This window comes from Candidatus Polarisedimenticolia bacterium (assembly GCA_036001465.1).
GTDB lineage: Bacteria > Acidobacteriota > Polarisedimenticolia > Gp22-AA2 > Gp22-AA2 > Gp22-AA3.
The window spans coordinates 68306-94005 of record DASYUH010000046.1 but is presented as its reverse complement, the minus strand read 5'-3'; the positions used below and the strand labels follow the sequence as shown (position 1 = coordinate 94005).

Genomic DNA, 25700 nt, shown 5'->3' with positions numbered 1-25700 from the left:
CCGATTCATCCGGATCGGCCGCGCCCCTGTGCTTTATCCAGTGATCCGCTGTCAGCACGTGCCTGACGACGGATTCAGAAAACCTCCGATTGTGCCGCCACCAGGGTTTAAACGACGATTGCACGCGATGACAACGCATTGTCATCTGAGGCCAATCAGGAGGCGGCATGAAGAGAAGCTCGAAGGGATCCGGATTCATCGCTTGCGTGGCGATCACCGCGCTGACCGCGGGTCCAATCCTCGCGAGGGTGGGCGGTGGGATGAAGACGGCGGACCTGGCGCTGCAGATGGCGCGAGCGGCGGGCATCAGTCTTCCGGCCGATGCTTCTCCACAGGCGGCCCTGGAGTGTCTCGGCAAGGCGGGAATCCACTTGGGAAGCGACCTAGAGGCTCCCGTGACCGAGAGGGTGCTGGTTCAGGTGGGCGTGGCGCTGGGCGCGAGGGTGTCCACTTCTCATCCGGAGGCGGGGGTCACCCCCGCAGTGAGCAGCGCCTTCATGCAGTCGCTCAAAGGACCGCTTCAGAGCGCGGCCGCCGCCTCGGGCCAGGGCGGGAAGGATCTGATCCACGCCTCCTGCCAAGGCCGGGCGTCACGCGCGGATCGCCGGGGAACCCCGGCCAGCCCGTCCAGCTTCAACGCGACCGCCGGACCCTGTGAGGAACCGGCCTCCTGACCTGAGAATGGTAGAAAGGGAGACTTCACATGAGCTTGACGACAATCCTGATCATCGTTCTGGTGGTTCTGGTCCTTGGAGGCGGCGGATTCTACTGGCGGGGACACGGCTAGGCGAGGTGTCGAGAGTCTCATCATGAGAGAAGTTGTCCCTAACACTCAACTGGAGGTTGGCATGAGGCAATTAGCATGGCTGGTCGTACTCGCACTCGCAATCGGCATGACGGTTTTCGCCAGCGAAAAGGTCGCGGCTCTCGATGGCACGAGCTGGAAGATCGATGTCGACCCGGATTCCATGGCCAAGGCGAAGGGTGAGAAGCAGTACAACGAGGTGCTGACCTTCGCGGACGGATACGTGTCCATGGCCGAGGGTCAGAAAGTCGGATTTGCATCCTCGGCCTACGAGGTCACGAAATCCGGTGAGAAGAACTGGACCTTCAAGACGGAGCAGGAGAGCGAGTCCTCGGCCCGGACGGTCTGGACGGGCACCATTCACGAGAAGAACATCGAAGGCAAATTGATCATGACGAAGAAGGGTGGAAGCATTCTGACATACACATTCAAGGGCAATCGGCTCGATTGATGCCGGAGAACTCCCCCCCCCCGCTTGAAGTTCCCTCCTCCACACTCAGTTCCCGCCCGCGGGGCCCCGCGCCGAGATTCGGCGCGGTGCTCCCCTTTTTCGGTAAGATCACCTTCCCATGGCCGATCCCAGGAACACGCGCCGGCCGCTCGAGCCCTCGTCCGACGAGCTCCGTCGTCTGATTGACGCCTGCTCCGCCTTCGTCCTCGAGCAGATCGACACGCTCCCCGCGCAGCCTTCCTGGGACCTCGACGGGGCGGATCGCGTCGCCGCGGGGTTCGCCGAGCCGCCCCCGGACGACGGGCACGCGATCGCCGCGATCCTGGAGCGGCTCCGTCCCGCCGTGGCCAAGTCGCTGAACGCCGCCGGCCCCGGTTATCTCGCGTACATCCCCGGAGGCGGCATCCCGTCCGCCGCCCTCGCCGATTTCGTGGCGCTGGCGGTGAACCGGTTCGTTGGCATCGCCGGCCCGGCCCCGGCCCTGGCCCGCATCGAGGCGCAGGCGATCGGCTGGCTGGCCTCTTTGATGGGGTATCCCCCCGACGCCGGTGGCATCCTGACTTCGGGCGGATCGATCTCGAACCTCACCGCAATCGTCACCGCGCGCGCCACCCGGCTGCCGGAGGATTTTCTCTCCGGTGTCCTCTATGTCTCGGAAGAGGCCCACCGCTCGGTCGCCAAGGCGGCCCGCATCGCCGGCTTCCCGGAGAGATGCCTGAGGAGCGTCCCGGTCGATTCCCGCTTCCGGCTGCGCCCTGACCGGCTCGAGGCGGCGATCCGGGAGGACAGCGCCCGGGGGCTCCGGCCGTTCCTGATCGTGGCCAACGCCGGCACCACCAATACCGGGGCGATCGATCCCCTGCCCGAGATCGCCGACATCGCCGCGCGCCACGATCTCTGGGTGCATGCCGACGCGGCTTACGGCGGGTTCTTCAGGCTGGTCCCCGAGGGGGCGGCTCGGCTGGCCGGTCTCGAGCGCTGCGATTCGATCACGCTCGATCCGCACAAGGGGATGTTCCTGCCTTACGGGACCGGCTGCCTCCTGGTGCGCGATCCGGAGACGCTGCGCCGCGCCCATGGCGGCCAGGCGGCCTACCTGCAGGACCTGGGGCACGGCGACGGGGGCGTCAGCTTCACCGAGATCTCCCCCGAGCTGTCGCGCGACTTCCGCGGCCTGCGCGTCTGGCTGCCGATCCAGCTGCACGGGCTGCGGGCCTTCCGCGAGCAGATCCAGGAGAAGCTCGATCTGGCGCGCTGGGCGTACGACGAGCTGAAGGACGAGCCGCTCTTCGAGATGCTCGACGAACCGCAGCTGTCGATCGTGGCGTTCGCGTGCCGTCCGCCCGAGGGGCGCGACGCCAACGCCCTGGGCGCCGAGCTCCTGCGACGCGTCAACGCCCGGCGCCGCGTCTTCCTGTCCAGCACGACGATCGGCGGCCGCTACGTCCTGCGCCTCTGCGTGTTGAGCTTCCGCACCCACATGGACCGCATGCAGGACGCCGTGTCGGCCCTCAAGGAAGAAGCCCGCGCCCTGGCGCGGGAGTGACCGCGGCCAGCGCGCCTGGCCCGTCCGAGCGGCCCGCCGCCTCCTAGCCGCCGCGCCCCGCACGCCGCGGCGACAGCATCGTGCCGCGGCAGCGCCGCGAGCCGCAGCGGCAGGCGTAGCGCTCTTCCCGCTGCTCGTCGGGGCCCCCCTCGCGCGCGTAGGCGTAGTCGTAGGCCAGCTCCTCCCCCGGATCGATGTCCCGCGCCGCCACGATGTACACCCGGCCCCCCTCGATGACCGGCCGGCAGTTCGGGTCGCAGGCGTGATTGATGAAGCGGGCCGCGTTGCCGCCGACCGCCGCGTCCACGACGGTCTCCCGGTCGACCGTGAACAGGAAGGTGTGGTGGTGCGGATTGCGGGCGTCGTCGTAGCGCGTATCCGCCTCGGCGTGGGTGATCCGCTCGCCTGTGTACTCGATGATGCGCGTGCCGCGCGGGATCGGCCGGGTGGCGAACCCGCCGCGCCCGTGGATGGGCGATGGGCGGACCTCGAAGTAGCGGCTGGCGCGCTTCAATCCTGCCACCGTGTACCCCTGATGCACGACATCAAGTCAGTGGACGACTTCGTCGTCGTCCGGCGGAACCGGGGGACGCTCCTCGGCCTCCCAGCGCTCCAGGATCGCCCGCGAGCGGGCGCGCCGGTGCGCCCCCGCGAACAGGGCCAGGAGCGTGATCCCCGACCAGAGCGCCGTCGTGCCGGTGAGCGCCGGGATCCAGCGGTAGAGGAACAGGCTCCCCCTGCGCCATTCGGTTTCGGAGCGCTCCAGGCTCACGCCGGTCGCCGCCCGCCACGCCTCCGGAAACGGCCGGGAGGCGGCCTCGCGGACGATCTCCCGGACCACACCGTCGCCGTAGCGCTTCACCGTGAAGAGCATGAAGTCGAACGACGCCGCGTAGGCGGCGCGCGCCCGGTCGTCCGACGCGTCGAAGGCGGCGTCCAGCTCCGCCAGGGGCGGGAGCCGGCCGGTCAGAAGGGACGACGAGAAGACCAGGACGTCGCGCATCCCCCAGGATCGCTCGATGCCGGTCGCGACCCCCTCGCCGAACCAGCGCGGCAGATTGTTCCCCGCGGCATCGAACAGAATCATGTGGGTCGCCTCGTGCGCCAGGACCGACCCCAGGTCGGCGTGCGGGTAGCGATCGGCCTCGGCCAGGCGGATCGCGCCGAGGCGGCGGGACGGCAGGAGGAACCCGGAGGCCCATTCGGGCGCCAGCCGATCGAGCTCGCGGAGGCGCGCGGCGGCCGACGACCCGGGGACCGTGGAGGATCGGGGACCGGACGGGGCTCCCGCCGTCGGCAGGACGCGCGGGATCAGGACGATCCGATACGGCGCCGCGGCCCCCGTGCCCAGCTCCGCCTCCACCCGCTGCAAGCCCGCCTCCGCCTGGTCCGCCAGCCGATCCAGGAGGGGAAGCAGATCCGCCGGCCCTTCGAGGGTGCACAGGCCGACCTGCCTCCGCACCATGCCGGGGGGCGCGGCCTCGGCGAGCGGCGGCAGCGGGACGACCTCCTGCGAAGCCGCCTGACGAACGGGCGCCGCCATCGCCAGGAGCGCGAGCATCGCGGCCGCGCCGGCTGGTCGCATCATATTAATAGGGTATCCTCTTCTGCCCGGACGGAGGCCTCCAAGCGTGCTGCGCCCGATCCTCTCTCGGCTTCAGGCGGCAGTGTCCGTTCCGCCCCGCCGCTCCGTCGCCGCGCCGGTGGCGCTCCTCGCCGCGTGCGCGCTGTCCCTGGGCGCCGCCTCGGCGCCCGCAGCTCCTGTGCCAAAGACCATCGTCGTCTGCGCTCCCGGCTACCCTGGAACGACCGCCGCCGCCCAGCCGACGATGGACGCCTTCGCCAGGGACGCCTGTGCCGCCGCCGGCTGGCCCGCCGGCCGCATCCGCGCGCTCTACCACGAGTCCGCGGCCTCGGGACTGAAGCGCCTGGAGGAGCCGGATGCGGTCCTGGCGCTGGTGTCGCTGCCGTTCTTCCTGCAGCATGAGGTCGCCCTCCGCCTGGTGCCGAGACTTCAGGTCGTGCAGGGCGCAGGGGCTACTGAGACCTGGAGCCTGGTCGCGAAGCGCGGCCGCGTGACGTCGGCCGCGGCGCTCGACGGATTCGAGATCACCGGGGTCGCCGGCTACTCCCCGGAGTTCGTGCTCGGCGCTGTCCTCGGCGGCTTCGGATCGCCGCCGCAGACCGCGCGCGTCACCTTCACGCCGAGCCCCCTGGCGGCGCTGCGCCGCGCCGCGGCGGGCGAGCCGGTCGCCGTCGTCGTCGACGCCGCGCAGGCCACCGCGCTGGCCTCCCTCCCATTCGGCGCCGACCTCGAGATCGTCGCCCGTTCTACCGCCCTGCCAGGGACCGTCCTGTGCGCCGTCGGCGCGCGCCTCAAGGGGGCGGACCTCGACGCCCTCATCGGCGGGCTCCAGAAGCTTCACACCCGGAGCGACTGGGCCGGGACGCTTGCCGGCCTGCGGATGACCCGCTTCGAGCCGGTCGACAAGGCCGCCCTCGACGCCGCCCGCAAGGCCTGCGCGGCGGCGCGTCCGGCCCCACCCGGGAAGCCGCGGCCGTGATGCCCGGCGACGCCCGGGAATCGGCGACCATGAAGCCCGGGAGCTCCGGCGCGCCGGCCCTGGCGTGGATGATCGTCCTAGCCTGCGGGCTGGCCCCAATCGGTTGCGTCTCCGCTCTCAAGGAGCCGAGGCCGATCCCCGAGATCGGCGGAGGCGGCGCGCCGCCCGACGACGGATCCTCGCCGGCCGGGATCGACGCCCTCCTCGCGCAGGCCGGCGCCCTGTTCGCGGAGCGCGGTCCGGATGCGGCCGCCATCGAGAAAGTCCGCCTGGCGGCGCGGACCTACCTGCGTGCCGCCGTCGTGGACGGGGCCCGGATCGAAAGCCTGCTCGGCGCCGCGCGGGCGGAAATCTGGCTGACCGACCACGAGACCGATCCGGCCGCGCGCGAGGAGGCGGCCCGGGCGGCTGTGGAGGCGGCGCAGTGGTGCGGGCGGAGGGCGCCCGGCGACCCGGCCTGCGACTACTGGCTGGGGGCGGCGCTCGGCGTGCAGGCCCGCGAACGGCCCGCGACCGCCATGTCCGCGCTCCCCAGGATCGAGGAGGTGTTCCGGCGAGCCCGCGACGCCCGGCCGGAGCTCGACGAGGCCGGCCCCGACCGGGCCCTGGCTCTCCTCTACCTGAGGGCCCCCAGCTGGCCGACCGGACCGGGGGATCCCGACCTCGGCCTCCGGCACGCCCGCCTGGCACTGGCCCTGAGGCCGGACTACCCGCCCAATCTCCTGGCGATCGCCGAAGCCCTCGCGGCCCACGGAGACGTCGCCGGGAGCCGCGACGCCTATCGGCGCGCCCTGGCCCTGTCGCGCGACCGGGCCTCGAGCGGCGATCGCGACGCGCCGGAGTGGGTGGAGGAGTCGGAGAAGGCACTTCTTGCGAAATAGACCGGGCTGCGATACAAGGGAGGCTTCTATGCATAGAGTCAAGCTGGGCGCTCTGGCCTTCACGGCCCTCGCCGGGGCCGTCGTCGCGGTTGTCTCCTCGACGGAACCCGCTCCCGTGCGAGTGGTCCGATTCCGGGCGGTCGATCTCTCCGCCCCCTTCCCCCACGATCTCCTGTCCCCGGCGGGGAAGACCCGCTGGGACCTGACCGGCCTGCGGCTTGGAGAGAGCTTCACGCGATCGCTCGCCGACTCCGGGGACGGGGTCTCCCTCGCGGACGAGATCGAACAGGGTCGCCGCAATCACCTCTACTCCGGGGAGGGCGCCAGGGCGTGGAGCCTGCCCGATCGGTTCCCGGATCTCATGAGAATGGGAGGCCGCGCCGCGCTCGATTTCGAGGACGAGGCGGACGGCCGCGCCGTGCGCCTGCGCGCCGAGGTCGAGACGATCGGCATCGGCTGGCTCCACCTGCCCTCGGGGCCGCGCGAAGTGGTCCTGCAGCGGGCGCTCGTCTATAGCGAGGCGCCCGGGGAAGGGGGCGTTCTCGGCGGCTCCGCCCCGTGGCGCGTGATCCATCGCTGGGTCGATCCTCGCGCCGGCGTCGTCGCCCTGGTCTCGCGCCGCGGCAGCGCGGACGCCACAGGCGGCGCGGGTGGGATCACCGAGGCCTACGTCCTCGACCAGGTCCTGGCCGGCGCGGCCACGCTCAAGATGTACGTCGACGAGCTCGACACCCCTCCGTTCAGTGGCATCGCCTATGGCTGGGACCGCGGGGCCGGGACGACGGTCGCCTCCCTTACCCCGCAAGGGTACGCCACCATGGGGGATCTGATCGCCGCGAACTCGTGGGACTTCTCCGGCCTCACGACCGGGGCCGCCGAGAACGCCTCGACCGGCGTGACCCTGACCCCCGGCGAAACGTGCAACATCGAGCAGTGCGGCTACAACCCCGGCGGGACGCACCCCAACCGCATCCTCAGCCGCGAGGACAAGAACTTCGAGACGCCGGCCGACCTCAAGAAGACCAACGCCGTCACCGAGCGCGAGCAGCGGGCTTCCGACGTCGTTGTCTGGCTGCGCGGCGGGGCGCAGAACGAGGGGGTGAGCGGCGGCCTCGGCACGGGGGAGAGCCGGTTCTGCTACACCAACGACGACGGGGTGACGCGGACGCCGGTGCCGATCTGGCGCTTCCCGAACCAGGACGCGCTCGGCTTCTACATGCAGCCGGGGGACCCGGCGTGGGTCGGCGGCCCCTTCAACTGCGAGCAGAACATCTTCAACTCCGTGTGCGGCTCCGGCGGAATCGTTCCGAAGATCTGGACCAAGGCGTGCGCCGGGACGAGCGGCCAGCACACCGGCACGCAGTCCGGGCAGATCCTCAAGGGAGGAGTCGTGACCCTGCCTTCGGGTCACACGTTCAACGCGCTCCTGGTCAAGACCGTCGCCGATTTCTGCGTCTACATCGCCTCCGGATGCTCCTCCCTGTTCAAGGCGGACGAGGTGCGCACCTTCGTCTACCTGTGGCAGGTCCCCGCCATCGGGACCGTGACCCGGCTGATGTCCGCCCAGAACGTGACCGACGGGACGTCGTTCACCACCCTGGCCGAGACCGACATCAAGTTCGGCCTGTTCCCCCCGCTCGCCATCACGGTCACCGGATCGACCGACACCACGGTGTCCCTGACCTGGGATCCCGGGCGCGACACGCACCGCATCTCCGGCTACAAGGTTTACTGGGGGACCGCTTCCGGTGGCGGGACGCCCTATCCATTCAATTCGTCGAGCCACCCCGCGCAGGTCGCCTTCGCCGGCACCGGCGCGACGATCTCGGGGCTCACGCCGGGGACCAGGTACTACGTCACCGTGACGTCGCTCTCCACGTTCACGGATCCCTCGACGTCCGTGATCACGTCGTATGAAAGCCTGCTGTACCCGACGCAGGTCAGCGGCGATCCGGCCTTCGTCTACCCCGTCGAGGTGCAGGCGACCACGACTGGCGGGAGCTGCATCCCGGCGGTCGAGGTGACCGGCCTCACGGTCGAGCATGCCGCACCGGGCATCCGCATCTGCTGGGCCGCGGCATCCGATCCCTGTCTCGTCGGGTACCGGGTGCTGGGCGCCGGGTCGCCGGTCGCGGCCTCCGGGTTCTCGACGCTCGCCGACACGGGGACCGAAACCTGCTGGAGCGGCGATCCGCAGGCGGGCTTCTTCCTGGTGGTGGCCCGGGGCACGGGGGGCACCGGGCCCTGGGGCGCTTACGGCCAGTGAGGGGAGCCAGGCGGTCGCCCGGCACAGTTCCCCTCGGCTCCGCGGCGCCGGCGCTCCTGTGTCTTGGCCTCCTGGCCCTCTCCGTCCCGCAGGCTCGCGCGCAGTCGACCACCGCGTCGATCCGGGGCGTCGTGCGCACGCGCGACGGCGGCCCGGCGCCGGGAGCGGTGATCGTGGCCCGCGCCGGATCGACCGGGGCCGAGCGGTCCGCCTCGGCGGATGAGCAGGGGCGGTATCGCTTCGATCTGCTGTCCCCCGGCGACTGGACGATCACGGCCCGTCTCGGAGATGCGTTGTCGAGCGCCCCGAGGACCGTCACCCTCAGCCTGATGCAGTCGCTGGCGCTCGATCTGGAGGTCGGCTCGGAGCTGACCGAGTCCGTGATCGTCCGTGCCGAGGCGCCGCTGGTCGACCCCGCCCGCACCGCCGGCGAGCTGCGCCTGTCCTCGGGCCTGATCGACGGCCTCCCCCTGAACGGCAGGTCGTTCACCGACCTGGCGCTCATCGACGGGTCGGTCCTCCCCGCGCCGCCGGGAGGCTTCTACGGGGAGCGGGGATCGGTCTTCGTCGTGAACGGCCAGTCGGGGCGCGCCAACTCGTTCCTGGTGGACGGCCTCGACAACAACGACCTGACCAGCGGCACGGCGTTGAATTCGTTCTTCTCGCAGCAGGTCATCAGGGAATTCGTCGTCCTGACGCACCAGTTCTCCCCGGAGTTCGGCCGCGCCGGGGGGGGAATCCTCAACATCATCACCGAGCAGGGGACGAACGAGAAGTCCGGGTCCGCCTTCGTCCAGGGAGTCGACCGGCAGGTGAACGCGCCGGGCGATTTCCTGGGGACGCTACCGCACGCGGCCGGCCGCGACGACACGTCGAGCCGTCTGCAGGGCGGGTTCAGGCTGGGGGGGCCGTTGCGCCGCGACCGGGCGTTCTACTTCCTGGCCTACGAGCACCAGGAGGACGACGCCGTCCTGCCGTTCACCGGCATCGGCCGCGACCGCACCGCCGGCGGTTTCCTGGTCGCCCCGAACCGGGACGACAATGTCTTTCTGCGGACCGACTTCAACCTGGGGGGATCGCAGTACCTGATGGTCCGCCTGTCGGCCGACGACCGGATCTCGCGCGGCCTGAACGTCGGCGGGAGGAATACGCCGGAGGCCGGCTTCCGCGTGGACGAGAAGGACGTGCAGCTGGCGGCGGGGCTCACCTCGGTCCTCTCGCCGGTCCTCCTGAACGAGGCGCGCCTCTTCGTCGGATCGTCCGCGTTCGATCAGTTCGCCAACTCGGGGCGCCCCGGCGTCGATCGTCCTTCCGGAACGTTCGGCGGCAACAACCTGAACCGGCAGGCGCGGGACGAAGACCGCGTCCAGCTCGTCGACAACCTGACCTGGACGCGCGGCGCGCACACGCTGAAGTTCGGCGTCGACGTCATCCGCTCGCGCACCGGCATCCGGACGCGCTTCAACCCCAACGGCAACTTCCTGTACCAGACCGACGCGCCCTTCGAGCCGGGGGACTGCGGCGACCTGAACTCCAACGACGTCGCGACCTACGGCGACAATCCGATCCCGTGCGACGGCACCCCGATGGTCGACGACGACGGCGACGGCAAGGTCGACGAGCCCGGGCTCATCCGGACCTACCCGCTCGTGTTCCAGTTCATCGACGGGGAGCCGGTCGCCGATCTCAATGACACTCGCCTGGGATTCTTCGCCCAGGACTCCTGGCATGCCGGCGAGCGCCTGGTCCTCGACTACGGCCTGCGCTACGACCTGAGCACCTTCAGGCTGCCGGAGGGGACGTCCGTGCCGTCGTTCATCGAGAACGGCGGCGCCGATCGCGACACCGACAACCTGGCCCCCCGGTTCGGCTTCGCCTTCACGCCCCGGCCCGCGGGGCGCATCGTCCTGCGCGGCGGCGCCGGGGTCTTCTACGACAAGCTGGTTCTCGGCTTTCCGGCGGTCGCCTCGATCACCTCCGGGACCCAGATCGGCCTGTTCTTCCCGCAGGGGGCGGCGCTCGAGATCACCGAGGACGTCGTCGAGCAGGTCGGCATCGACGCCGTCAAGGCGGGACTCGTCTTCCCCCCCGAGCTGATCCTGCGCTTCTCGACCGGCACGCGGCTCGACACGCCGTACACCGTCGAGTACGCGCTGGGGGCCGACTGGGCGGTGGGGACGCGGGGATCGATCGAGGCCGGCCTGACGCGCGCCCTCGGTTATCACCAGGCGCTCCTGCGCGACCTGAACCCGGTTCTGAGCAAGAACGCCGACGGCTCGCCCCATCACCGCGACACCACGGTCGGCTCGATCGCCGCCATCGTGACGGAGGGACGATCCTGGTACAACGGCCTGAAGATCGACTACCGACTGCGGGGAAAGGACTCCTGGTGGTCGGCCTCGTACACGCTGTCGCGCGCCATGGATCTGGGCTCGGACCCGCTGCGCGAAGGGATCTGGCTCCCCCCCGACTCGGACAACATCCAAGGCGAGCGCGCCCGGAGCGACGCCGACCGCCGCCACCGCCTGGTCCTCGCGGGCGGGGCCCGCCTCCCCTGGCTCGGCCTGCGCGTCTCGACCGTCGTCCAGCTCGCCACCGCCGCACCGTTCAACGTCACGACCGGCCGCGACGAGAACGTCGACGGCATCACCACCGACAGGCCGGACGGCGTGCGCCGCAACACCGGCGAGTCCACGTCCCTCGGACCGATCAATCTCACCCGCGACGATGCCAACGTCCTCAGGGGGCAGCTCTCCCTGCCGCTTCTCCCGGCGGTCCAGTCGATCCCCTCGCCGCCGCATTTCGCGCAGGTCGACTTCCGGCTCTCGCGGCCATTCGCCTGGGGGGAGCGCCACGCCGGAGGGGAATTCTTCTTCCAGGTGTTCAACGCCCTCGACCGCTGGAACGGCGGCCCGATCGACGGACGGGTGACCTCGTTCGGCTTCGGCCGCCCCATCGGACAGCTCGGCCCCCCCCGCACCATCGAGGCGGGGCTCAAGATCGGCTTCTGACCGCCGCCACGGCCGCGACGAAGCGGCCGTCGAACTCCCCCTCCCGCTGCCGGACGATCGCGAGCGGCGCCACCAGCCCGGGAAGCTCCCCATGCTTCAGCAGGAAGTCGGGGTTCTTCGGATGGCCGCGTGCCGCCTGGTCGACGGTGAACGTCTCGTAGAGCAGGAGCCCTTCCGGGGCGAGGGCGCTCACGAGCGCCGGGAAGAGCGGGCGATGCAGGTAGTGCACGACCAGGATCACGTCGTAGGTGGAGGGGCCGGCCACCTCGAGAGGCCCCGCGATCGATCCGTGGCCGGCGCCGCCGCTCTCGCGGTCGCGGGCCTCGAGATCACGGACTTCCGCGCGAAGCGTCAGGCCCAGCCTCCCCGCCGCCGCGCGCAGCGCCTCGATCGCCGCGGCGTCCCGGTCGATCGCCAGCACCTCGAAGCCGGCGGCCGCCAGCAGGAGCGCGTGCCGCCCCGACCCGCACGCCACGTCGAGCGCGCGAGGGCGCTGCGCCTGGGCGGGCAACGCCCCGGCAGGCGTCCCTGGCGACGGCACGGGCGGCAGAAGATCCGCGTTCTCGATCAGCCAGGATGACGGGCCGGTCACGCCCGCCCGCTCGCCCAGGAGGCGCGCCAGATTCGCGAGCTCGCCCGAAGCACGCGGCGTCGAGGTCGTCACGGACGAGATTATAGGACTCGGCCCGATGTGGCTATAATGCCCGCCTATGAATCCTGAAGAGGAAGTGTTCATGGCAGTAGCCATCGGAGATCGCGACAGGATCAGGACGCTACTCGAAGCCCATCCCGATCTGTTGAACGCCCGCAACGAGAGCGGCGACTCGCTGCTCCTGACCGCCGCCTACACCGGCCGCAAGGACCTGTTCGATCTGCTTCTGGAGAAAGGGGCGGGGGTGAACCTCTTCGAGGCCTCCGCCCTGGGTCTCACCGACCGGGTCAGCGATTTTCTCGGCGCCGACCCGTCCCTGGCGAACACCTACAGCCACGACGGCTGGACCCCGCTGCACCTCGCCTCGTTCTTCGGCCGCAAGGAGGTCGCCAGCGTCCTTCTGGCCAACGGCGCCGACGTCAACGCCCGATCCCGGAGCACCCGGTTCGCCAAGGAGAACACGCCCCTGCACGCCGCCGCCGCCAACAAGCAGGTGGCGCTCGCCGAGCTCCTGCTCGCCCACGGGGCCGACGTCAACGCCAAGGACGGCAGCGGCTTCACCCCCCTGGCCCTCGCCGCCAACGGGAAGAACGATCTGCTCGTGGTCATCCTGCTCGAGAAGGGGGCCCAGGTCACCTGACCCGGGCGCGAGCCTGCGCGGACTCGCTTACAAAATGCTGACTGTCTCGCCGCCGGAGGTTCCGCCGCCGGGGGGCGGATTGACGACCTTGAGAGTTGCGGAGCCGGTGTTCGGGATATGCAACGCGGGAATGACCACCGTCAGCTCGGTGCTGTTGACGAAGGTGACGTTGGTCTCCGTGTATTCGTTTGTCGTCGCGGCGGGCTTCCATAGGACGGTCGAGCCGCTCATGAAGCCGGTGCCGTGCACCGTGATCGTCGCCTGCACGCCGTGCGTGACGAACGTGGGATCGGTGGTCGAAACGGTCGGCACCGGATTGATAGCGGACGGATCATAGACGACGAAATTGACGGTGTTCGAGACCCCGCCCCCCGGGGGCGGATTGAACACCGTGATCTGCGCGGTTGTCTGAGCGGCGACGTCGGCAAGGTGAATGGATGCCTTGAGGACGAACTCTCCGGGAGTCGGGTTCAGCAGTGTCGTGAGCCGATCGGCCCCGTTCCACCTGACCACCGATCCCAGGCTGAATCCCTGGCCGTGCACGAGCAACATGAATGCCGGATCCCCCTCGACGGCGTAGGAGGGGTCGAGGGACGCAATCGCCGGGACATCGTTATCGGGGACCGGCCGGTTGCTGTCGCCCGAACAAGCCGCGACGCCCATGGCCACCATCACGATTACGGTTTTGGTCATCGAGAACTGCGGGGCGGGGTGCATGATCACCTCCTCGATGATCGGGCACTGCATGGTAACACATCCGATTCCGCTCCGATTTTCGGCCCGGCGCCACCACGGCTCCATCGTGACGGCAGGGGAGCGACATCGCGCTCCATGCGGCTCGATCGCGGCGCCTGGTCATGGCTGCATGCAATGGACGTCTGGTCGACGATTTGGGATACGGTCCGCTGCCTCGGAGAAAGCCGCCCACTTTGTAGCCTTCCGCAGCGGATCCCGCCATGACAAACCGATAGTAGAATGTCTCTCCCGCGTCATTCTCCCCATTCAGGAATATCGCCATCGCTGGCTTGTCTGGAATGGGTTCGTACTCTTCGGCACGCACTCGGGATGGAAAGCCACTCGGGTGGATCTGCTTGAGGGTCAGGATCAACATGCCAAGCGACAGCTCCGTCTTCCATTCTTCCCAGACGAGCCTGTAGGCGGCATCGGCATTGCGCTCGACGAAGGCCACGCGCGCGAATTCTTCCGCGGCGGCGGCGGCGACAATCGGATCGTGAATCAGTGCGCGGGAGACTCGTCCATGACATTCGGTGAAAATCGTGACCGCGAGGACGACCAGCATTCCGAGCCGCAGGATGGGGGCACCTTGAGGTGAATCGGAAGACCCGACTGGCGGGAGCGATTTCAATTTCGAGTGGCCAGGAAACGCCTCCTGACAACGGGCATGGCCGGAACCCGAGTACCGATGGCGACTTACCGCGCCGACGCCGATCGTCCGACGCAGCACGCGCCGCGCGGGATCGGCTTGCCGTGCGGACAGGCGGGCGGGTGGTTCAGGAAGCCGCAGATCGAATCGGTCATCACGGGCGACAGGATGTGCTCGAAGAAGCAGGCCTCCTCTTCGACGACCGCCTCGTGCATCTGGAAGGTCTCCGAGAACAGGGTCTCGGCCAGGCGGTGGCGGCGGATCAGGCTCTCGGCGCGACGGCGGCCGTCCTCGCTGAACTCGAGGCCGCCGCCCGGGTGCAGGATGCCGCGGGCGTGCATGCGCTCGAGGAGCTGCGGCGTGGCGAGGCGCGCGCCGATGGCGCAGATCTCGTGCGCCGCGGGGTCCCCCTCGGTCTTCAGCCACAGGTACTCGAGGACCTCGTCGATCGCCTCCTCGTCCTGCTGCAGGGTCAGGAACTCGCCGGCGACCCGGCCGTGCTCGAGCTGGATCTGGCGCGAGGCGCGCCGGCCGACGACGAGGTCGTGCGTCACCATGACGATCGTCTGGCCGGAGTCGTGGATCTGCGCGAACAGGTCGAGGACGGCGCTCTCGTTCTCGGCGTCGAGCGAGCCGGTCGGCTCGTCCGCCAGGATGAGCTTCGGTCGGTTGATGAGGGCGCGCGCGATGCAGACGCGCTGCCTCTCGCCGCCGGACAGCTGCGCGGGGCGGTGCCCGAGGCGGTCTCCGAGGCCGACCCGCGTGAGCGCCTGCACCGCCTCCCCTTCGTCCGTGATGCTGTGCAGGTACTGGGCGAGCATGACGTTTTCCAGGGCGGTCAGGTAGGGGATGAGGTGGAACTGCTGGAACACCAGTCCGACGCGCTCGCGGCGGTAGCGGATCAGCTCGGGGCGCGAGATGCGGGCCAGATCGAGGCCGTCCACGATCACCCGCCCTTCATCGGCGAGGTCGAGGCCCCCGAGAAGATTCAGAAGGGTCGTCTTGCCCGATCCCGAGGGACCCATGATCGCCAGCCACTCCCCCTGCTTGATCTCGAGGCTGACGCGCTCGAGGGCGATCACGCCCTTGTCGTACCGTCGTGTGACGTTGTCGATCTGGATGAAGGACACGCGACGTCTCCTGGGTTCACTCCCCTCGCAGCGCCGCCGCCGGCTGGATCGCCAGGGCGCGCCGGAGGGGAACGTACACGGCGATCAGGCAGATGAGCATCGACATCCCGAGGACGACCGGCGCAACCGACAGGCTCGCCTCGATGGGGGCGCCGAACAGGCCCTCGCCGATCAGCCGCGTCACGCCGGCGCCGAGCACCAGACCCGCGAGCGTGCCGAGGACCCCGAGCAGGCCGATCTCCCCCAGGAACATCCGGAAGATCTCCCCGTCTCCGGCGCCGATGGCGCGGGCCAGGCCGATCTCCGATTCGCGCTCGACCACCATCGACATGAGGGTCGTGACCAGGCAGAGACCGGAAAGCAGCAGGATCACCAGGGTCAGGAGGTGCATCATCCGGTCGAGCCGATCGAGCAGCGCCCCCTCCGCCAGGGCGATCGCCCGCAGCGGGCGCGCCCGGGCGCGGGGCAGCGCCCGGTCGATCGCGGCCGAGGCCCTGCCGACACCCGGCGCCCCGCCGTCGATCGACAGCGCGGCGAACGACGCCTGCCCGGGACGGTCCACGAGTCCCTGCAGGAATGCCAGCGGGACGAAGACCTGCTCGTCCTCCGCCTCCCCCGTCGAGAGCAGCGACGCGACCCGGAGCGTCGCCGAGCCGGACCCCGTGCCGATCTCGATCGGATCCCCGGCCCGCGCGCCGGCCCGCCGCGCCAGCGCCACGCCGAGAACGCACGCCGGCCCGGCCGGGGGCGCGGGCTCGAGGCGCCATCCGGGGTACAGGCGGTGCAGGGCATCGAAGTCGGCGCCGACGAGGGTCGCGGCGTGGCCGGCCGCCGTCCCTCCGGCGATCAGAACCGGCACGACGGCCGTCCGGGATCCCAGGATCGCCGGCACCGCGCGCAGGTCCTCTTCGAGCAGGGTGATCGACGCCGGGTCGCCGGCGCGCTGGGCCGCGGTGTCCGAGCGCGGGACGACCAGCAGATTCGGACCGTAGGCCCGCAGCTCGCGCGACATCTTCTCCTTGAGGCCGGCCTTCAGGTTGAGGACGGTCGCGGTCACCGTCGCGCCGACCGTGACCGCCAGGAGCGCCAGGAGGAACGCCGCGCCACGCAGGTTCAGCGAGCGGAGGAGGAACCGGGCCGAGGTGATGAAGCGCCGGGGCTCGTGCCGGATCCCTCGCGGAGGCCGGCCGGCCGGAGCGGCCCGTCCCCGGGACGCGGGGGCTTCCGTGGGGACGCGGCTAGAGTCCACGCAGCACCTCGTACGGGCGGAATCGCAGGATGCGCCGCGCCGGCATGACGAATCCGGCGGTCGTGATCAGAAGCGCCACGGCGATCGCCAGGGGGATGGCGGACGGCCGGATCGTCACGGGCGCCCCGAACACCGACGTGGAGATGAAGCGCGCCATCAGCGCCCCGAGCCCCGCTCCGAGGAGCCCCCCGGTGACGCCGAACAGGACGGCCTCCGCCAGGAACAGCGCGACGACGCGCGGGTTCCCCGCCCCCATCGCCTTGAGCAGGCCGATCTCCGACCGGCGCTCGAGCACGCTCGTCGACAGGGCGCTGGTGACCGCCAGGGCCGAGCCGAGCGCCGCCAGCACGGCGATCGCGGCCATCAGGCCGGAGATTCGCCGCAGGATGACCCCCTCCGAATCGGCCACCCGGCGAATGACGCGCGCCTCCGATCCGGGCACAGCGCGCTGCAGCTCGTAGGCGATGGACGAGGGGAACGGCGTGCAGGTCCAGCGTTCGAACTCCTCCGGCGGCAGGTCCCTGGGGCTGGCACCCAGTCTCTCGTACACGGCCGTCTCGGGCGTCGTCAGGGCCCGCACGAAGACGCGTGAGATCCGGCCCGGCTGTCCGGCGAGGCTCCAGGCCGTTTCGATCGGCAGGAGCAGCGCGTCCTCGTCCTCTCCGCCGGTCCTCACGATCCCGGTGACGATCAGCGGCGCCATGCGGCCCGCGACGGAAATCCTCAGGCGATTCCCGGGGCGCAGCCCGATCTCCGCCGCCAGGTTGCCGCCGGCCAGCGCCTCGAGCGGCCCCGGATCGGGCTGCGTGTCCCCGGCCGGCGCCAGGGCGGGGAGGCCGGCCTCGTCCGGCCACTCCCCCGTCACGCTCCAGAACGGATTCAGGCTGCGCAGCCCCGTGCGCAGCGGCGGATCGGCCCCCTCGACATTCCGGTCGAACCAGGTGCCGCGCAGCGTCACGGCCCGGCCCCCCGGAGCGAGCCGCCCCGCGACGTCGAAGACCGGCGCGAACCCCAGGATGTTGTTTTTCCAGAAATTCTCCCGGACGTTGCTCAGGTCCTGGCGGCCCAGGTACGCCGGGACGCGCAGGGCGGACACGTCCTCGCCGCCGACCACGACCGGGGCGCCGCCGCCCGCCGGCAGGACGACGAGGTTGGCGCCGAACGAGCTCAGCTCGCGGCTCACCTTGTCGCCGATGTCGAGCGCGATATCTCCGAGCGCCGCCGCGGCCGCGGTCCCGAGGGCGATCGCCGCCATGATCACGGTCTTCCGCCTCTTGCGGCGCAGCAGGGAATGCACGACGAGTCGCAGGAACATGGCCCGGCCTCTCAGTCGGCGGGAGGCTTCGCCGCCGTCGATTGCGCGGCGCGGAACGCCGCCGCCTGCGTCTTCAGATCAGAAACGGCGATCGCGAGGCTCGCCCCCTCGTCCTTGAACGGCAGCGGAATCGGGTTGCAGCCGCCCCCCGTCCCCAGGGTCGCCGGGTTGACGTCGGCGGCGCACGCCAGGCAGACGAGCCGTCCCTTCAGGTCGGCGTAGCCGTGGGCCCCGCACACCTGGCAGCTGTCGAACACCGGAACGAGGCGGGAGCCGGACTTCTTCACGAAGAACCGCACCACGGCGCCGTCGGTCTCGACCCCGTAGCGGTGCAGGCGCCCGTCCTCGAACCCGGCCTTCGGGAGGCGCACGATTCCCGCGGCGTCGGGCTCGAGCAGGACCGGCGGATCGACGCCGCGCGGCAGGCGTGAAAAGGCGTGCGAGACGGTGAGCGCCGTGATGGCGACGATCCCGGCCACGGCGAACGTCCGCTTCCAGAGGCGCTCGCGCTGCATTCCGGCGAGCGCCAGGCGCCGCTCCGGCCCCTCGAGCCCAGCCGCCTCGGAGGCCCGCTTCTTCTCGGCGCGGCCCGGCACCAGGAGGACGATGAGCGGCAGCGCCAGGAGCGAAGCCAGGAGGATGGCGTTGTTCTTCACGACCGGACCGATGAGCTCCATCTCCTTCGCGCCGATCGGGATGGTGCCGCGCTCGCCGAACTCGTGCAGGCCGCCGACCAGGAGCTGGGCCGCCAGGACGAACAGGACGATGGCGGTGACGGTGAAGAAGCGCTGCAGGTCGACGCGCGCCGTGCCGCGCACGAACGCGACGCCGAACAGGATTGCCAGGCCGATCCCCAGGAGCCCGCCGAAGAAGGTCAGGAGCGAGTCGGTGGTCAGGTTGACCGCCGCCAGGAACAGGACCGTCTCGATCCCCTCGCGCAGGATGAGGACGAACGTGAGGCCGAACAGGCCGGCCGCCACGGCGCCCCTCTGTGCCGCCGCGTCCCCCTGCGCCGCCGCACCGAGGGACCGGGAGGCGATCGCCTCGACGCGGGCCTCGATCTGCTGCTTGAGCCCCTTCGCCGTGCGCAGCATCCAGATGACCATCGTGGTCACCAGGACGGCGCCGGCGATCATCAGCCAGCCCTCGTAGACCTCCTCCGCGATCTCCATGCGGGCGAACGCGAAGGCGCAGGCGACGCTCGCCGCGACGCCGGCCGAAAGGCCCAGGTAGACCCAGCGCTCGAGCGCCGCGCGCCCGGTCTTGCGGAGGTAGATCAAGATGATGCCGGCGACCAGGGCCGCCTCGACTCCCTCCCGGAGGGTCACGACCAGGGCTTCGAGCATCAGTGCGCCTTGCGCGGGACGGCGCCCGCCCGGCCGTCGCCGGCGCACGCCGCGCAGTAGCCGCGGATCTGGTGGGTGTGGCCGGTCATCACGAATTTCTTGCGGCGGCAGACCTCTTCCTGGATGCGCTCGACCTCGGCGCTCTCGAACTCGAGAATGTCGCCGCAGCCGAGACAGACCATGTGATCGTGGTGGTGCCGCCCCACCATCAGCTCGTAGCGCGCCTGGCCCCCGGCCATCTCGACCTTGTGGATCAGGCCCGACTCGACCAGGCGCGGCAGGGTGCGGTACAGGGTGGCGCGCGACACGTGGTGCCCCGTGCGGCGCAGGCGGGCCAGCAGATCGTCCACGTCGAAGTGCCCGCGCACCGACAGCACGTCAGCCAGGATGGCGCGCCTCTCCTTCGTCATCTTGAGACGGTTCTGGGACAGGAACCGGGCGAATCGATCGATGGCTTTCAGCGTGACCTCTAGTTGCAACTCAGTCTCAATTATGGCCCGGCCCATCCGCCCTGTCAAACCTCCTCGGGCGCCCGCGTCCCCCGGAAGGCGGCATAGAGCATGATGTCGTACACCACCTTCATGCACGACCCGATGACCAGGGGGGTCATCAGCGACAGCCCGCCCATGAACCAGCCGGCAAACGCCGGGGCGACGGCCCACGCGCCGACCCGGACGAGGTGGGTGACGCCGGAGGCCAGGGTGCGCTCCTCGGGACGCACCACCGCCATGACGTACGACTGGCGGGTCGGCACGTCCATCTCCACCAGCCCCTCGCGCAGCAGGAAGAGAAGGGCGGCGATCGGGAAGCTCGGCGCGTAGGCCACGGTGATCATCAGGAGGCTCGAAGGGATGTGGGTGAAGACCATGGTGTTGACCAGCCCGAAGCGGCGCGCCAGCCACGCCGCCCCCAGGTGGGACAGGGCGTTCAGGACCCGCGCCCCGAAGAACAGCGGGCCGAGGACCGCCTCCCCTACGCCGAAGCGCTCGTAGAAGAAGAAGCTCAGGAGCGCCGTGGTCAGGAACCCGCCGGCCAGGCTGTCCAGGGCGAACAGGGACGAGATGCGCCAGAGGACGCGCCGCGTCGCGGGGGAGACGCGCGCCTTCAGGGGGTGTGCGGGATCCGGCTCGACGCGCGACGACAGGCGAAGGTAGAGCGCCGCGCAGGCCAGCATCAGCAGGGCGTAGAAGCCGACGCTCAGCCGGTAGGACCCGAGCCCCTCCGCCCCCAGCCCGCGGAGCAGGGCCGGCAGTCCCGCCAGGAGCCCGCCCACGGCGTGGCCGATGTCCTGCAGGACGTTGTACCAGGCGAAGGCGCGCGTCCGGCGCTCGTCGCCGACGGTCGCCGGCAGGATGACCTGGTCGAGGATGAGCGAGGCGCCGCGGTCGCGCCCCATGCCGTTCACCATCCCGAGGAAGGCCGCCGCCCCCGCGGCGAAGGGGTGCGCGGTGAGGGCGAACGCGCAGCCGCCCGCGAACGACAGGAGCGACACGGCGATGAGGGACCTCCGGCGGCCGGCGCGATCGGCGAACAGGGTCACCAGAAGGGCCGCGGCGGCGCATCCGAGAAGCCCGGCGCCGACCACGTAGCCGATCCGCGCCGGATCGAACTCGAGCCGGGCGAGATAGACGCCCATGAGGACGCCGATCATGCCGGTCCCCAGGGCGCGCACGAAGGCGGCCGCATACAGGACGACGCGGTCGGTCACGCGCGCATCCTAGCATCCCCCTCGCGCGGCGTGGCGGTTGACACGGGAGACGTCGAAACCTAGGTTCTGGCTGGTGAAGCCCAGGGAGGAGAATCCGATGACACAATCGAAATTGCGGTGGGTGATGTCCTTCGCGGCGGCGCTGTCGGCGCTGGGCCTCATTCAATCGCCGCGTCCCGCCGAGGCCTCCGACCTGGAGCGCCGGCTGGAGGCGCGCTGGCGCGGGGCCTGGATCCTGACCAACGTGGACACCTATTCCGACTGCGCGGGGACCCACACCAACAACCGGGTGAACGAGACTCTGGTCACGAGCCGGGGCAGGATGCGGTTCCGTCCAGGCGAGCTGGCGCAGGTCGTGAAGGTGGACCTCAAGCGCGCGCGTCTCGACCTGCTCCTGAGCCTCCCGGAGCCGATCCTGGTGTCGTCCCAGGACGGGCCGTTCACGCTCTACAACGAAGCGCGCTGTCTCATGGAGCTGGAGGTCGAGCTGCCGCGCGAGGTCGTGTCCAGGTCGAACCTCGACGGCATCGACACGGCGCTCCACCCGATCCTGAAGCGGCACACCAGCCAGGACGAGGCCATGCAGGCCAAGGCGTGGAACCACAGGAAGCGCGACGCCTACCCGGCCGACTACGACGAGACCCTGGCCGAGCACAATATCTGGAAGGCGGAGCAGGCCAACACCGCCGTCCGCGCGAAGATCGACAAGGCGATGGCGGAGACCTCGCGCCTGGCGGATCGCGTCTCGGTCGACGCCGACTACCTCAAGGGGTTCGCGGCCGGAATCGAAGCGATGCGCGCCGTCGATCTCGGCCGCTGCGGCGACCTGATGAGCCGTGATTTCACCACCGTCGCCCCGGCCCCGGCGCGCGTCAGCCTGGCCGCCTTCGCCGGCGAGGCGGCCAACCGCTACACCAGCGGATACCAGGACGGCCAGCGACTGGTCTTCGGGCTGGAATCGCTGCGCCGCCTGCCGCAGTGCCTTGTGCCGGTGCCGGAGAGGACGCGACCGCACTGAGCCCGGCCGGCGGGCCCGGCTACTGTCCGAGTCGGAAGGTCATTCCCGCCCCCAGCGAGGCGTGGACGTAGCGCTCGTCGAACCCCTCGTTCGCCAGGAGGGCCAGCTCGAGGCGCGCGGCCGCGCGGTTGTTCCTTCCAATGAAGAAGCGGCAGCCGCCCGCGATCTGGTAGGCGGTGGCCGTCTCGCGCGACGACAGACCGATCGCCTCGAGCTTCATCTGCCCCACTCCCATGCCCGCCAGGACGTACGGAACGGTTCGTCCTCCCGGGTAGAAATTGACGACCACGTTGGCCACGGCAAGGGCCAGCGTGATCCTCTTCTCGGCGCCGGAGAACAGCTCCTCCCGGGCCGTGGCGCGCGTGATCTCCGCCTCCCACTGGATCTGGCGTCCGATGAAGGCTCCTCCGCGCAGCGCGTACCGATCGCCGCGTTCGTCCGTCAGGTCGGGATCGAAGCGGGTCACGGAGACATCGGCCCCGATCTCGCCGGAGCCCGCCGTGAACACCGTGGCGCCCGGCGCCGCGGCCTGGGCCGTCGTGACCGGCGTCCCGGCGATCAGGACGAGGCCGCACACCACCACCGCCGGGACGATCCGGGCCTTCCGGACGGAGGCTGAGGGGGCCGCGACGGCGGTCAGCGGAACGCCCTCCAGGTCCCGGAGGAGCCGATGCCGCAGGTGCAGGCCGGGCAGGAGGCGCTGGTCAGCGTGTACGAGCCGAGGATCGCGTGGCTGCCGGACAGCTGTCCGTCGAAGCGGAAGATGTTCTCGTCCCCGCCCGGCGTCGCGCCGGCGAACCGGACGGCGATGTGGACATCGTCGTCCTTGAAGGCCGCCGACCTGTCGCCCGCCGCGCGGTCGTCTCCCGAGGGGCAGGTCGGCCCGTGGATCAGAAGGACCACGTCGTAGATCTTCATGTCGCCGAACGGCGACCTGCCGTCGAAGGTGATGTCGAGCTCCCCGGTGGTCTGGCCGCTCGACCAGTCTCCCGACCACGCCCCCTGGAGGTCGACCTCCGGGCTGGAGACGCAGCCGATCGAGCCCAGGATCAGGGCAACCGCGCAGGCGCGGAGAGCTGTGTTCATGGCGGACGTGAGGCTACGCCCGGTGCGGGGGCCTGTCAAGGAATCCGCGCCCGATGTGAATCCGCGCCCGATGGGCGCTGATTGCACCCTGACGCTTCAGGCGATGCGGTGCACGTCCACCGTCGTGGTAAAGGCCTGGCCATCGAGGTCCATGTAGAGGTGGCGCTCCGTGATCGACAGCGTGATCTTCGTCCGGCGCTTCACGGCGGAAGCAATCGACTCGACGAAACCGCGGCCGAAGGAATAGACGGGAATCTCAGCCGCCCGGTGGATGCTCTTCCCGTTCAGCTCCGCCAGCACCTGGTCGACGTTCCGGTGCGTGTACACCGCCGCGCGGCCGGCGAGCTTGCTCCCCCGGTGCAGCCGATGCGCATCGGGCAGGCCGACCTCGATCCAGGCGGTGATCCGTCCCGTCAGGTCGCGCACCAGGATGGCGGGATCCTCCCCCGCCGCGATCCCCTCCGTGAGCTCGATCCCCTGCCTGTATTCCAGGCAGTAGGCCAGGTATCGGGTCAGCATGAACTCGAGGGTCTCGGACGGCTGACGCGCCAGGCGCACGCCCAGGCTCACATACGTGCCGCGATCGACGTCCGAGAGCTCGGTATCCAGACTGTAGAGCGTCGCCGTCAGAGCCATCGGCGTAGTATCGCACCGACGCCTGATCGCGTGTTGACGCCGTTCTCCGGGACGCCCTATGCTTCGGCGCCCCCAGTCGAGAGGCATGTCGGAGGACCGAACCCTGCCATGGGCGCCGGGCGAATCGTCAGCGTGTTCATCGAGCCGAACCCGAACTGCCCCGAAGGCTGCTCGCAGCGCTTCCAGGCGACCTCCGAATCCCGGGTCGTGACATCGATCCAGTACTCCCCCGGCGGGGACGAGACGATCCTGTGCGACGTGGCCGGCTGGTCGAGCGAGAAGAACGGCACCCCGTGCCCTGCACGGGCCGTCCGCGTCGAGGACTCGGGCGCCGGCGTGGCGACCCTGGTGTACGGCGGGAACTGGGGCCTGCGTCTCAGCCCCCGCGACGGCCGCACGCCGTTCGGCGAGCCCTACCTGCTCCTCGACGTCGACGCGATCGTGGAGTGACGGCCTGGCTTCAGGGGCCCGGGCCCGAAACGATATCGATGGCGGTGATCTCCGGCCTGGCCCAGAACCTGACCCGCGGCGCGTCCCCCCCTTCCAGCCCGATGCCGCGGTTGACGTACATCCAGAAGCTCCCCGCGCGGTAGAGCCCCGACTCGTACTTCTTGCCGTACTTCGACAGCGTGAGGATGGCTCCGTACAGCGGCAGGGCGACCTGCCCGCCGTGCGTGTGCCCGGCGCACAGGAGATCGACCCGGGCTGCATCCTCCTCGGGGATGACATCCGGATAAGGGTAATGGTAGAGAAAGATCGTCAGGCTCCCCGCGGGCACCTGGTCCAGGGCGGTTCGCGCCAGGCTCTCGTGCCCGACGGCCACCCCGGCGATCCACACCTGGCGGTCCCCCACGGTGACCCCTTCGGCCCGGCCATCGAGCTCGTGCACGCCTGTCCCGCCGAACAGGTCCTCGTCGCGCCAGTACCACGCGTCCCAGTTGCCCCGCACCGCGAAGGTCGGCGCGACCTCGGCGAGACGCGTCATCAGTCGCCTGAAGATCGGCAGCGCCGGCGGCGAGTTGATCGAGTCGCCGGTATAGACGATGACGTCCGGATGCTCGGCGGCGATCAACCCCGGCAGGCGCTCCTCGAGGCGCGGCCTGGGATCGCTGTGGATGTCCGAGATGTGAACGATGCGCAGCGGCCTGGATCGATCGCCCGCCTTGGCGGAGCGGATCCGGACGTGGATGACCGTGGGCCAGTACGGCTCGACCCAATGGCCGTAGGCGACGCAGGCGCCGCCCGCGACCACCAGGAAGAGGATCGAGCGTCGCCACCAGGACGGTTGGCGATCCCGGCTCCCGACCACTCAGCCAGACCGGCGGCGTTGGCGCCGGGGCGCCGCCTCGAGCGCCCGCCACAGGTACCAGCTCGCCACCGTGCGGTAGGGGCGCCAGCGCTCGCCGCGCCTCAGGACCTGCCGCGGCGTCGGAAGGGCGCGGGTCTCGAAGGTGCGCGCGAACCCCTTGCGGATGCCGTAGTCGCCGGCAGGCAGGATGTCGGGACGGCCGAGGCGGAAGATCAGGAGCATTTCCGCTGTCCAGCGTCCGATGCCGCGGATCGCGGTCAGCCGGGCGACGATCTCCTCCTCGTCCATTCGCTTGAGCGCGGCCAGCCGCGGCACGGTGCCGTCGAGCGTGGCCCTCGCCAGGTCCTTGAATGCGGCGACCTTGGCGCGCGACAGGCCGGCGCGGCGCAGCCGCTCGTCGGGCGTGCGCAGGATGTCCTGCGGAGACGGGAATTTTTTCGGCCGGAACAGGTCGACGACGCGTCCGAGAATGGTGGCGGCGACCTTCCCCGTGAGCTGCTGGTAGACGATCGCCTCGGCCAGCGCCTCGAACGGGCTCTGGAGCGTCTCGACCGTGAGGCGGCAGGGACCGACGCGCGCGATCAGGCGCCCGAGGCGCGGGTCGGATTTCGCCAGGACACGGGCCGCTTCCATGGGCGGGCATGATAACCCGGCCGTGGTAGAGTGGCCGTCGTTCCGCCATCCCTTTCTTCCGGAGGAGCCG

Annotated in this window: 26 protein-coding genes and 1 pseudogene; 11 read left to right on the top strand and 16 right to left on the bottom strand. The window is 70.4% G+C overall.

Annotation, left to right across the window (positions count from 1 at the left end; translation table 11 throughout):
- Window positions 1–167: 167 nt before the first annotated feature.
- The 3 genes from VGV60_09860 to VGV60_09850 all read left to right on the top strand — a co-directional run bounded on the left by VGV60_09860 (window position 168) and on the right by VGV60_09850 (window position 2802).
- Window positions 168–674 carry a hypothetical protein gene (locus VGV60_09860; protein ID HEV8701560.1) on the top strand — a complete coding sequence of 169 codons (507 nt, stop codon included), beginning with the start codon at window positions 168–170 and terminating at the stop codon, window positions 672–674.
- Window positions 675–848: 174 nt separating this feature from the next.
- Window positions 849–1256: a hypothetical protein gene (locus tag VGV60_09855; GenBank protein ID HEV8701559.1), complete on the top strand. Its 408-nt coding sequence runs from the start codon at window positions 849–851 to the stop codon at window positions 1254–1256.
- Between the two features lie 118 nt (window positions 1257–1374).
- Window positions 1375–2802, top strand: coding sequence for an aminotransferase class V-fold PLP-dependent enzyme (locus VGV60_09850; protein ID HEV8701558.1), 1428 nt, complete (start codon window positions 1375–1377; stop codon window positions 2800–2802).
- Window positions 2803–2845: 43 nt separating this feature from the next.
- On the opposite strand, the gene VGV60_09845 is transcribed toward VGV60_09850, so the two are convergent.
- Together VGV60_09845 and VGV60_09840 are read right to left on the bottom strand one after the other, a co-directional pair.
- A complete protein-coding gene (locus VGV60_09845; GenBank protein HEV8701557.1) occupies window positions 2846–3343 on the bottom strand; it encodes an SET domain-containing protein-lysine N-methyltransferase in 498 nt (165 codons plus the stop codon).
- A 9-nt stretch (window positions 3344–3352) separates the two neighbouring features.
- Window positions 3353–4390 (bottom strand): hypothetical protein, encoded by a 1038-nt coding sequence (locus VGV60_09840; GenBank protein ID HEV8701556.1) that lies wholly within the window; start codon window positions 4388–4390, stop codon window positions 3353–3355.
- A gap of 43 nt (window positions 4391–4433) precedes the next feature.
- Here VGV60_09840 and VGV60_09835 point away from each other — a divergent pair, with 43 nt between their 5' ends.
- Genes VGV60_09835 through VGV60_09820 form a run of 4 tightly spaced genes read left to right on the top strand, consistent with a single transcriptional unit; the run spans window position 4434 to window position 11524 of the window.
- Entirely contained in the window at window positions 4434–5366 is a 933-nt protein-coding gene (locus VGV60_09835) for a hypothetical protein (GenBank protein HEV8701555.1), read from the top strand.
- Window positions 5366–6247, top strand: coding sequence for a hypothetical protein (locus tag VGV60_09830; GenBank protein ID HEV8701554.1), 882 nt, complete (start codon window positions 5366–5368; stop codon window positions 6245–6247). Before VGV60_09835 ends, VGV60_09830 begins: the two co-directional genes overlap by 1 nt.
- Before the next feature lie 28 nt (window positions 6248–6275).
- A complete protein-coding gene (locus tag VGV60_09825; protein ID HEV8701553.1) occupies window positions 6276–8513 on the top strand; it encodes a fibronectin type III domain-containing protein in 2238 nt (745 codons plus the stop codon).
- Window positions 8510–11524, top strand: coding sequence for a carboxypeptidase regulatory-like domain-containing protein (locus VGV60_09820; GenBank protein ID HEV8701552.1), 3015 nt, complete (start codon window positions 8510–8512; stop codon window positions 11522–11524). Before VGV60_09825 ends, VGV60_09820 begins: the two co-directional genes overlap by 4 nt.
- Here VGV60_09820 and VGV60_09815 read toward each other — a convergent pair.
- Window positions 11508–12188, bottom strand: a complete 681-nt coding sequence (locus tag VGV60_09815) for a methyltransferase domain-containing protein (GenBank protein HEV8701551.1) — start codon at window positions 12186–12188, stop codon at window positions 11508–11510. The two genes, VGV60_09820 and VGV60_09815, sit on opposite strands and share 17 nt — an antisense overlap.
- Window positions 12189–12258: 70 nt before the next feature.
- On the opposite strand from VGV60_09815, the gene VGV60_09810 reads away from it, so the two are divergent.
- Window positions 12259–12816, top strand: coding sequence for an ankyrin repeat domain-containing protein (locus VGV60_09810; protein ID HEV8701550.1), 558 nt, complete (start codon window positions 12259–12261; stop codon window positions 12814–12816).
- Window positions 12817–12843: 27 nt separating this feature from the next.
- Here VGV60_09810 and VGV60_09805 read toward each other — a convergent pair whose 3' ends face one another.
- Window positions 12844–13563: an IPT/TIG domain-containing protein gene (locus VGV60_09805; protein ID HEV8701549.1), complete on the bottom strand. Its 720-nt coding sequence runs from the start codon at window positions 13561–13563 to the stop codon at window positions 12844–12846.
- Between the two features lie 334 nt (window positions 13564–13897).
- Here VGV60_09805 and VGV60_09800 point away from each other — a divergent pair, with 334 nt between their 5' ends.
- On the top strand, window positions 13898–14149 hold the full coding sequence (locus VGV60_09800) for a hypothetical protein (GenBank protein HEV8701548.1): 252 nt from the start codon (window positions 13898–13900) through the stop codon (window positions 14147–14149).
- A 98-nt stretch (window positions 14150–14247) separates the two neighbouring features.
- On the opposite strand, the gene VGV60_09795 is transcribed toward VGV60_09800, so the two are convergent.
- From VGV60_09795 to VGV60_09765, 7 genes and pseudogenes are all read right to left on the bottom strand, one after another.
- The gene (locus VGV60_09795) at window positions 14248–14541 is read right to left on the bottom strand and encodes an iron dependent repressor, metal binding and dimerization domain protein (protein ID HEV8701547.1); all 294 of its coding nucleotides are present in this window, start codon (window positions 14539–14541) and stop codon (window positions 14248–14250) included.
- Window positions 14542–14688: 147 nt separating this feature from the next.
- Window positions 14689–15330: pseudogene (locus VGV60_09790) on the bottom strand (ABC transporter ATP-binding protein).
- 16 nt (window positions 15331–15346) lie between these two features.
- Window positions 15347–16579, bottom strand: a complete 1233-nt coding sequence (locus VGV60_09785) for an FtsX-like permease family protein (protein ID HEV8701546.1) — start codon at window positions 16577–16579, stop codon at window positions 15347–15349.
- Window positions 16569–17894: an ABC transporter permease gene (locus VGV60_09780; protein HEV8701545.1), complete on the bottom strand. Its 1326-nt coding sequence runs from the start codon at window positions 17892–17894 to the stop codon at window positions 16569–16571. Before VGV60_09780 ends, VGV60_09785 begins: the two co-directional genes overlap by 11 nt.
- 11 nt (window positions 17895–17905) lie before the next feature.
- Window positions 17906–19240: a Fe-S-containing protein gene (locus VGV60_09775; protein ID HEV8701544.1), complete on the bottom strand. Its 1335-nt coding sequence runs from the start codon at window positions 19238–19240 to the stop codon at window positions 17906–17908.
- The gene (locus tag VGV60_09770) at window positions 19240–19719 is read right to left on the bottom strand and encodes a transcriptional repressor (GenBank protein HEV8701543.1); all 480 of its coding nucleotides are present in this window, start codon (window positions 19717–19719) and stop codon (window positions 19240–19242) included. The genes VGV60_09775 and VGV60_09770 overlap by 1 nt, the downstream gene beginning before the upstream one ends.
- 35 nt (window positions 19720–19754) lie before the next feature.
- A complete protein-coding gene (locus VGV60_09765; GenBank protein HEV8701542.1) occupies window positions 19755–20948 on the bottom strand; it encodes an MFS transporter in 1194 nt (397 codons plus the stop codon).
- 97 nt (window positions 20949–21045) lie between these two features.
- Between VGV60_09765 and VGV60_09760 the strand changes: the two genes are divergently transcribed.
- Complete coding sequence (locus tag VGV60_09760) at window positions 21046–21966, top strand: hypothetical protein (GenBank protein HEV8701541.1); 921 nt, start codon at window positions 21046–21048, stop codon at window positions 21964–21966.
- A 19-nt stretch (window positions 21967–21985) separates the two neighbouring features.
- Here VGV60_09760 and VGV60_09755 read toward each other — a convergent pair whose 3' ends face one another.
- The 3 genes from VGV60_09755 to VGV60_09745 form a co-directional block, all read right to left on the bottom strand.
- Complete coding sequence (locus VGV60_09755) at window positions 21986–22543, bottom strand: outer membrane beta-barrel protein (GenBank protein ID HEV8701540.1); 558 nt, start codon at window positions 22541–22543, stop codon at window positions 21986–21988.
- A 59-nt stretch (window positions 22544–22602) separates the two neighbouring features.
- Window positions 22603–23052, bottom strand: a complete 450-nt coding sequence (locus VGV60_09750) for a hypothetical protein (protein HEV8701539.1) — start codon at window positions 23050–23052, stop codon at window positions 22603–22605.
- A 96-nt stretch (window positions 23053–23148) separates the two neighbouring features.
- On the bottom strand, window positions 23149–23688 hold the full coding sequence (locus tag VGV60_09745; protein ID HEV8701538.1) for a YaeQ family protein: 540 nt from the start codon (window positions 23686–23688) through the stop codon (window positions 23149–23151).
- Window positions 23689–23796: 108 nt separating this feature from the next.
- On the opposite strand from VGV60_09745, the gene VGV60_09740 reads away from it, so the two are divergent.
- Window positions 23797–24138, top strand: a complete 342-nt coding sequence (locus VGV60_09740; GenBank protein ID HEV8701537.1) for a hypothetical protein — start codon at window positions 23797–23799, stop codon at window positions 24136–24138.
- Window positions 24139–24148: 10 nt separating this feature from the next.
- Here the strand turns inward: VGV60_09740 and VGV60_09735 are convergent, their stop codons facing one another.
- Together VGV60_09735 and VGV60_09730 are read right to left on the bottom strand one after the other, a co-directional pair.
- The gene (locus VGV60_09735) at window positions 24149–24997 is read right to left on the bottom strand and encodes a metallophosphoesterase (GenBank protein HEV8701536.1); all 849 of its coding nucleotides are present in this window, start codon (window positions 24995–24997) and stop codon (window positions 24149–24151) included.
- On the bottom strand, window positions 24998–25630 hold the full coding sequence (locus tag VGV60_09730; GenBank protein HEV8701535.1) for a DNA-3-methyladenine glycosylase: 633 nt from the start codon (window positions 25628–25630) through the stop codon (window positions 24998–25000).
- Between the last annotated feature and the right edge of the window lie 70 nt (window positions 25631–25700).

Bases quoted from the DNA above. Each gene is read 5' to 3' on its own strand.
- VGV60_09860 (HEV8701560.1), top strand. From the start codon at position 168: ATGAAGAGAAGCTCGAAGGGATCCGGATTCATCGCTTGCGTGGCGATC.
- VGV60_09855 (HEV8701559.1), top strand. From the start codon at position 849: ATGAGGCAATTAGCATGGCTGGTCGTACTCGCACTCGCAATCGGCATG.
- VGV60_09850 (HEV8701558.1), top strand. From the start codon at position 1,375: ATGGCCGATCCCAGGAACACGCGCCGGCCGCTCGAGCCCTCGTCCGAC.
- VGV60_09840 (HEV8701556.1), bottom strand. From the start codon at position 4,390: ATGATGCGACCAGCCGGCGCGGCCGCGATGCTCGCGCTCCTGGCGATG.
- VGV60_09830 (HEV8701554.1), top strand. From the start codon at position 5,366: ATGCCCGGCGACGCCCGGGAATCGGCGACCATGAAGCCCGGGAGCTCC.
- VGV60_09825 (HEV8701553.1), top strand. From the start codon at position 6,276: ATGCATAGAGTCAAGCTGGGCGCTCTGGCCTTCACGGCCCTCGCCGGG.
- VGV60_09810 (HEV8701550.1), top strand. From the start codon at position 12,259: ATGGCAGTAGCCATCGGAGATCGCGACAGGATCAGGACGCTACTCGAA.
- VGV60_09805 (HEV8701549.1), bottom strand. From the start codon at position 13,563: ATGCAGTGCCCGATCATCGAGGAGGTGATCATGCACCCCGCCCCGCAG.
- VGV60_09795 (HEV8701547.1), bottom strand. From the start codon at position 14,541: ATGCACGCCCGCGGCATCCTGCACCCGGGCGGCGGCCTCGAGTTCAGC.
- VGV60_09780 (HEV8701545.1), bottom strand. From the start codon at position 17,894: ATGTTCCTGCGACTCGTCGTGCATTCCCTGCTGCGCCGCAAGAGGCGG.
- VGV60_09775 (HEV8701544.1), bottom strand. From the start codon at position 19,240: ATGCTCGAAGCCCTGGTCGTGACCCTCCGGGAGGGAGTCGAGGCGGCC.
- VGV60_09760 (HEV8701541.1), top strand. From the start codon at position 21,046: ATGACACAATCGAAATTGCGGTGGGTGATGTCCTTCGCGGCGGCGCTG.
- VGV60_09750 (HEV8701539.1), bottom strand. From the start codon at position 23,052: ATGAACACAGCTCTCCGCGCCTGCGCGGTTGCCCTGATCCTGGGCTCG.
- VGV60_09745 (HEV8701538.1), bottom strand. From the start codon at position 23,688: ATGGCTCTGACGGCGACGCTCTACAGTCTGGATACCGAGCTCTCGGAC.
- VGV60_09740 (HEV8701537.1), top strand. From the start codon at position 23,797: ATGGGCGCCGGGCGAATCGTCAGCGTGTTCATCGAGCCGAACCCGAAC.
- VGV60_09730 (HEV8701535.1), bottom strand. From the start codon at position 25,630: ATGGAAGCGGCCCGTGTCCTGGCGAAATCCGACCCGCGCCTCGGGCGC.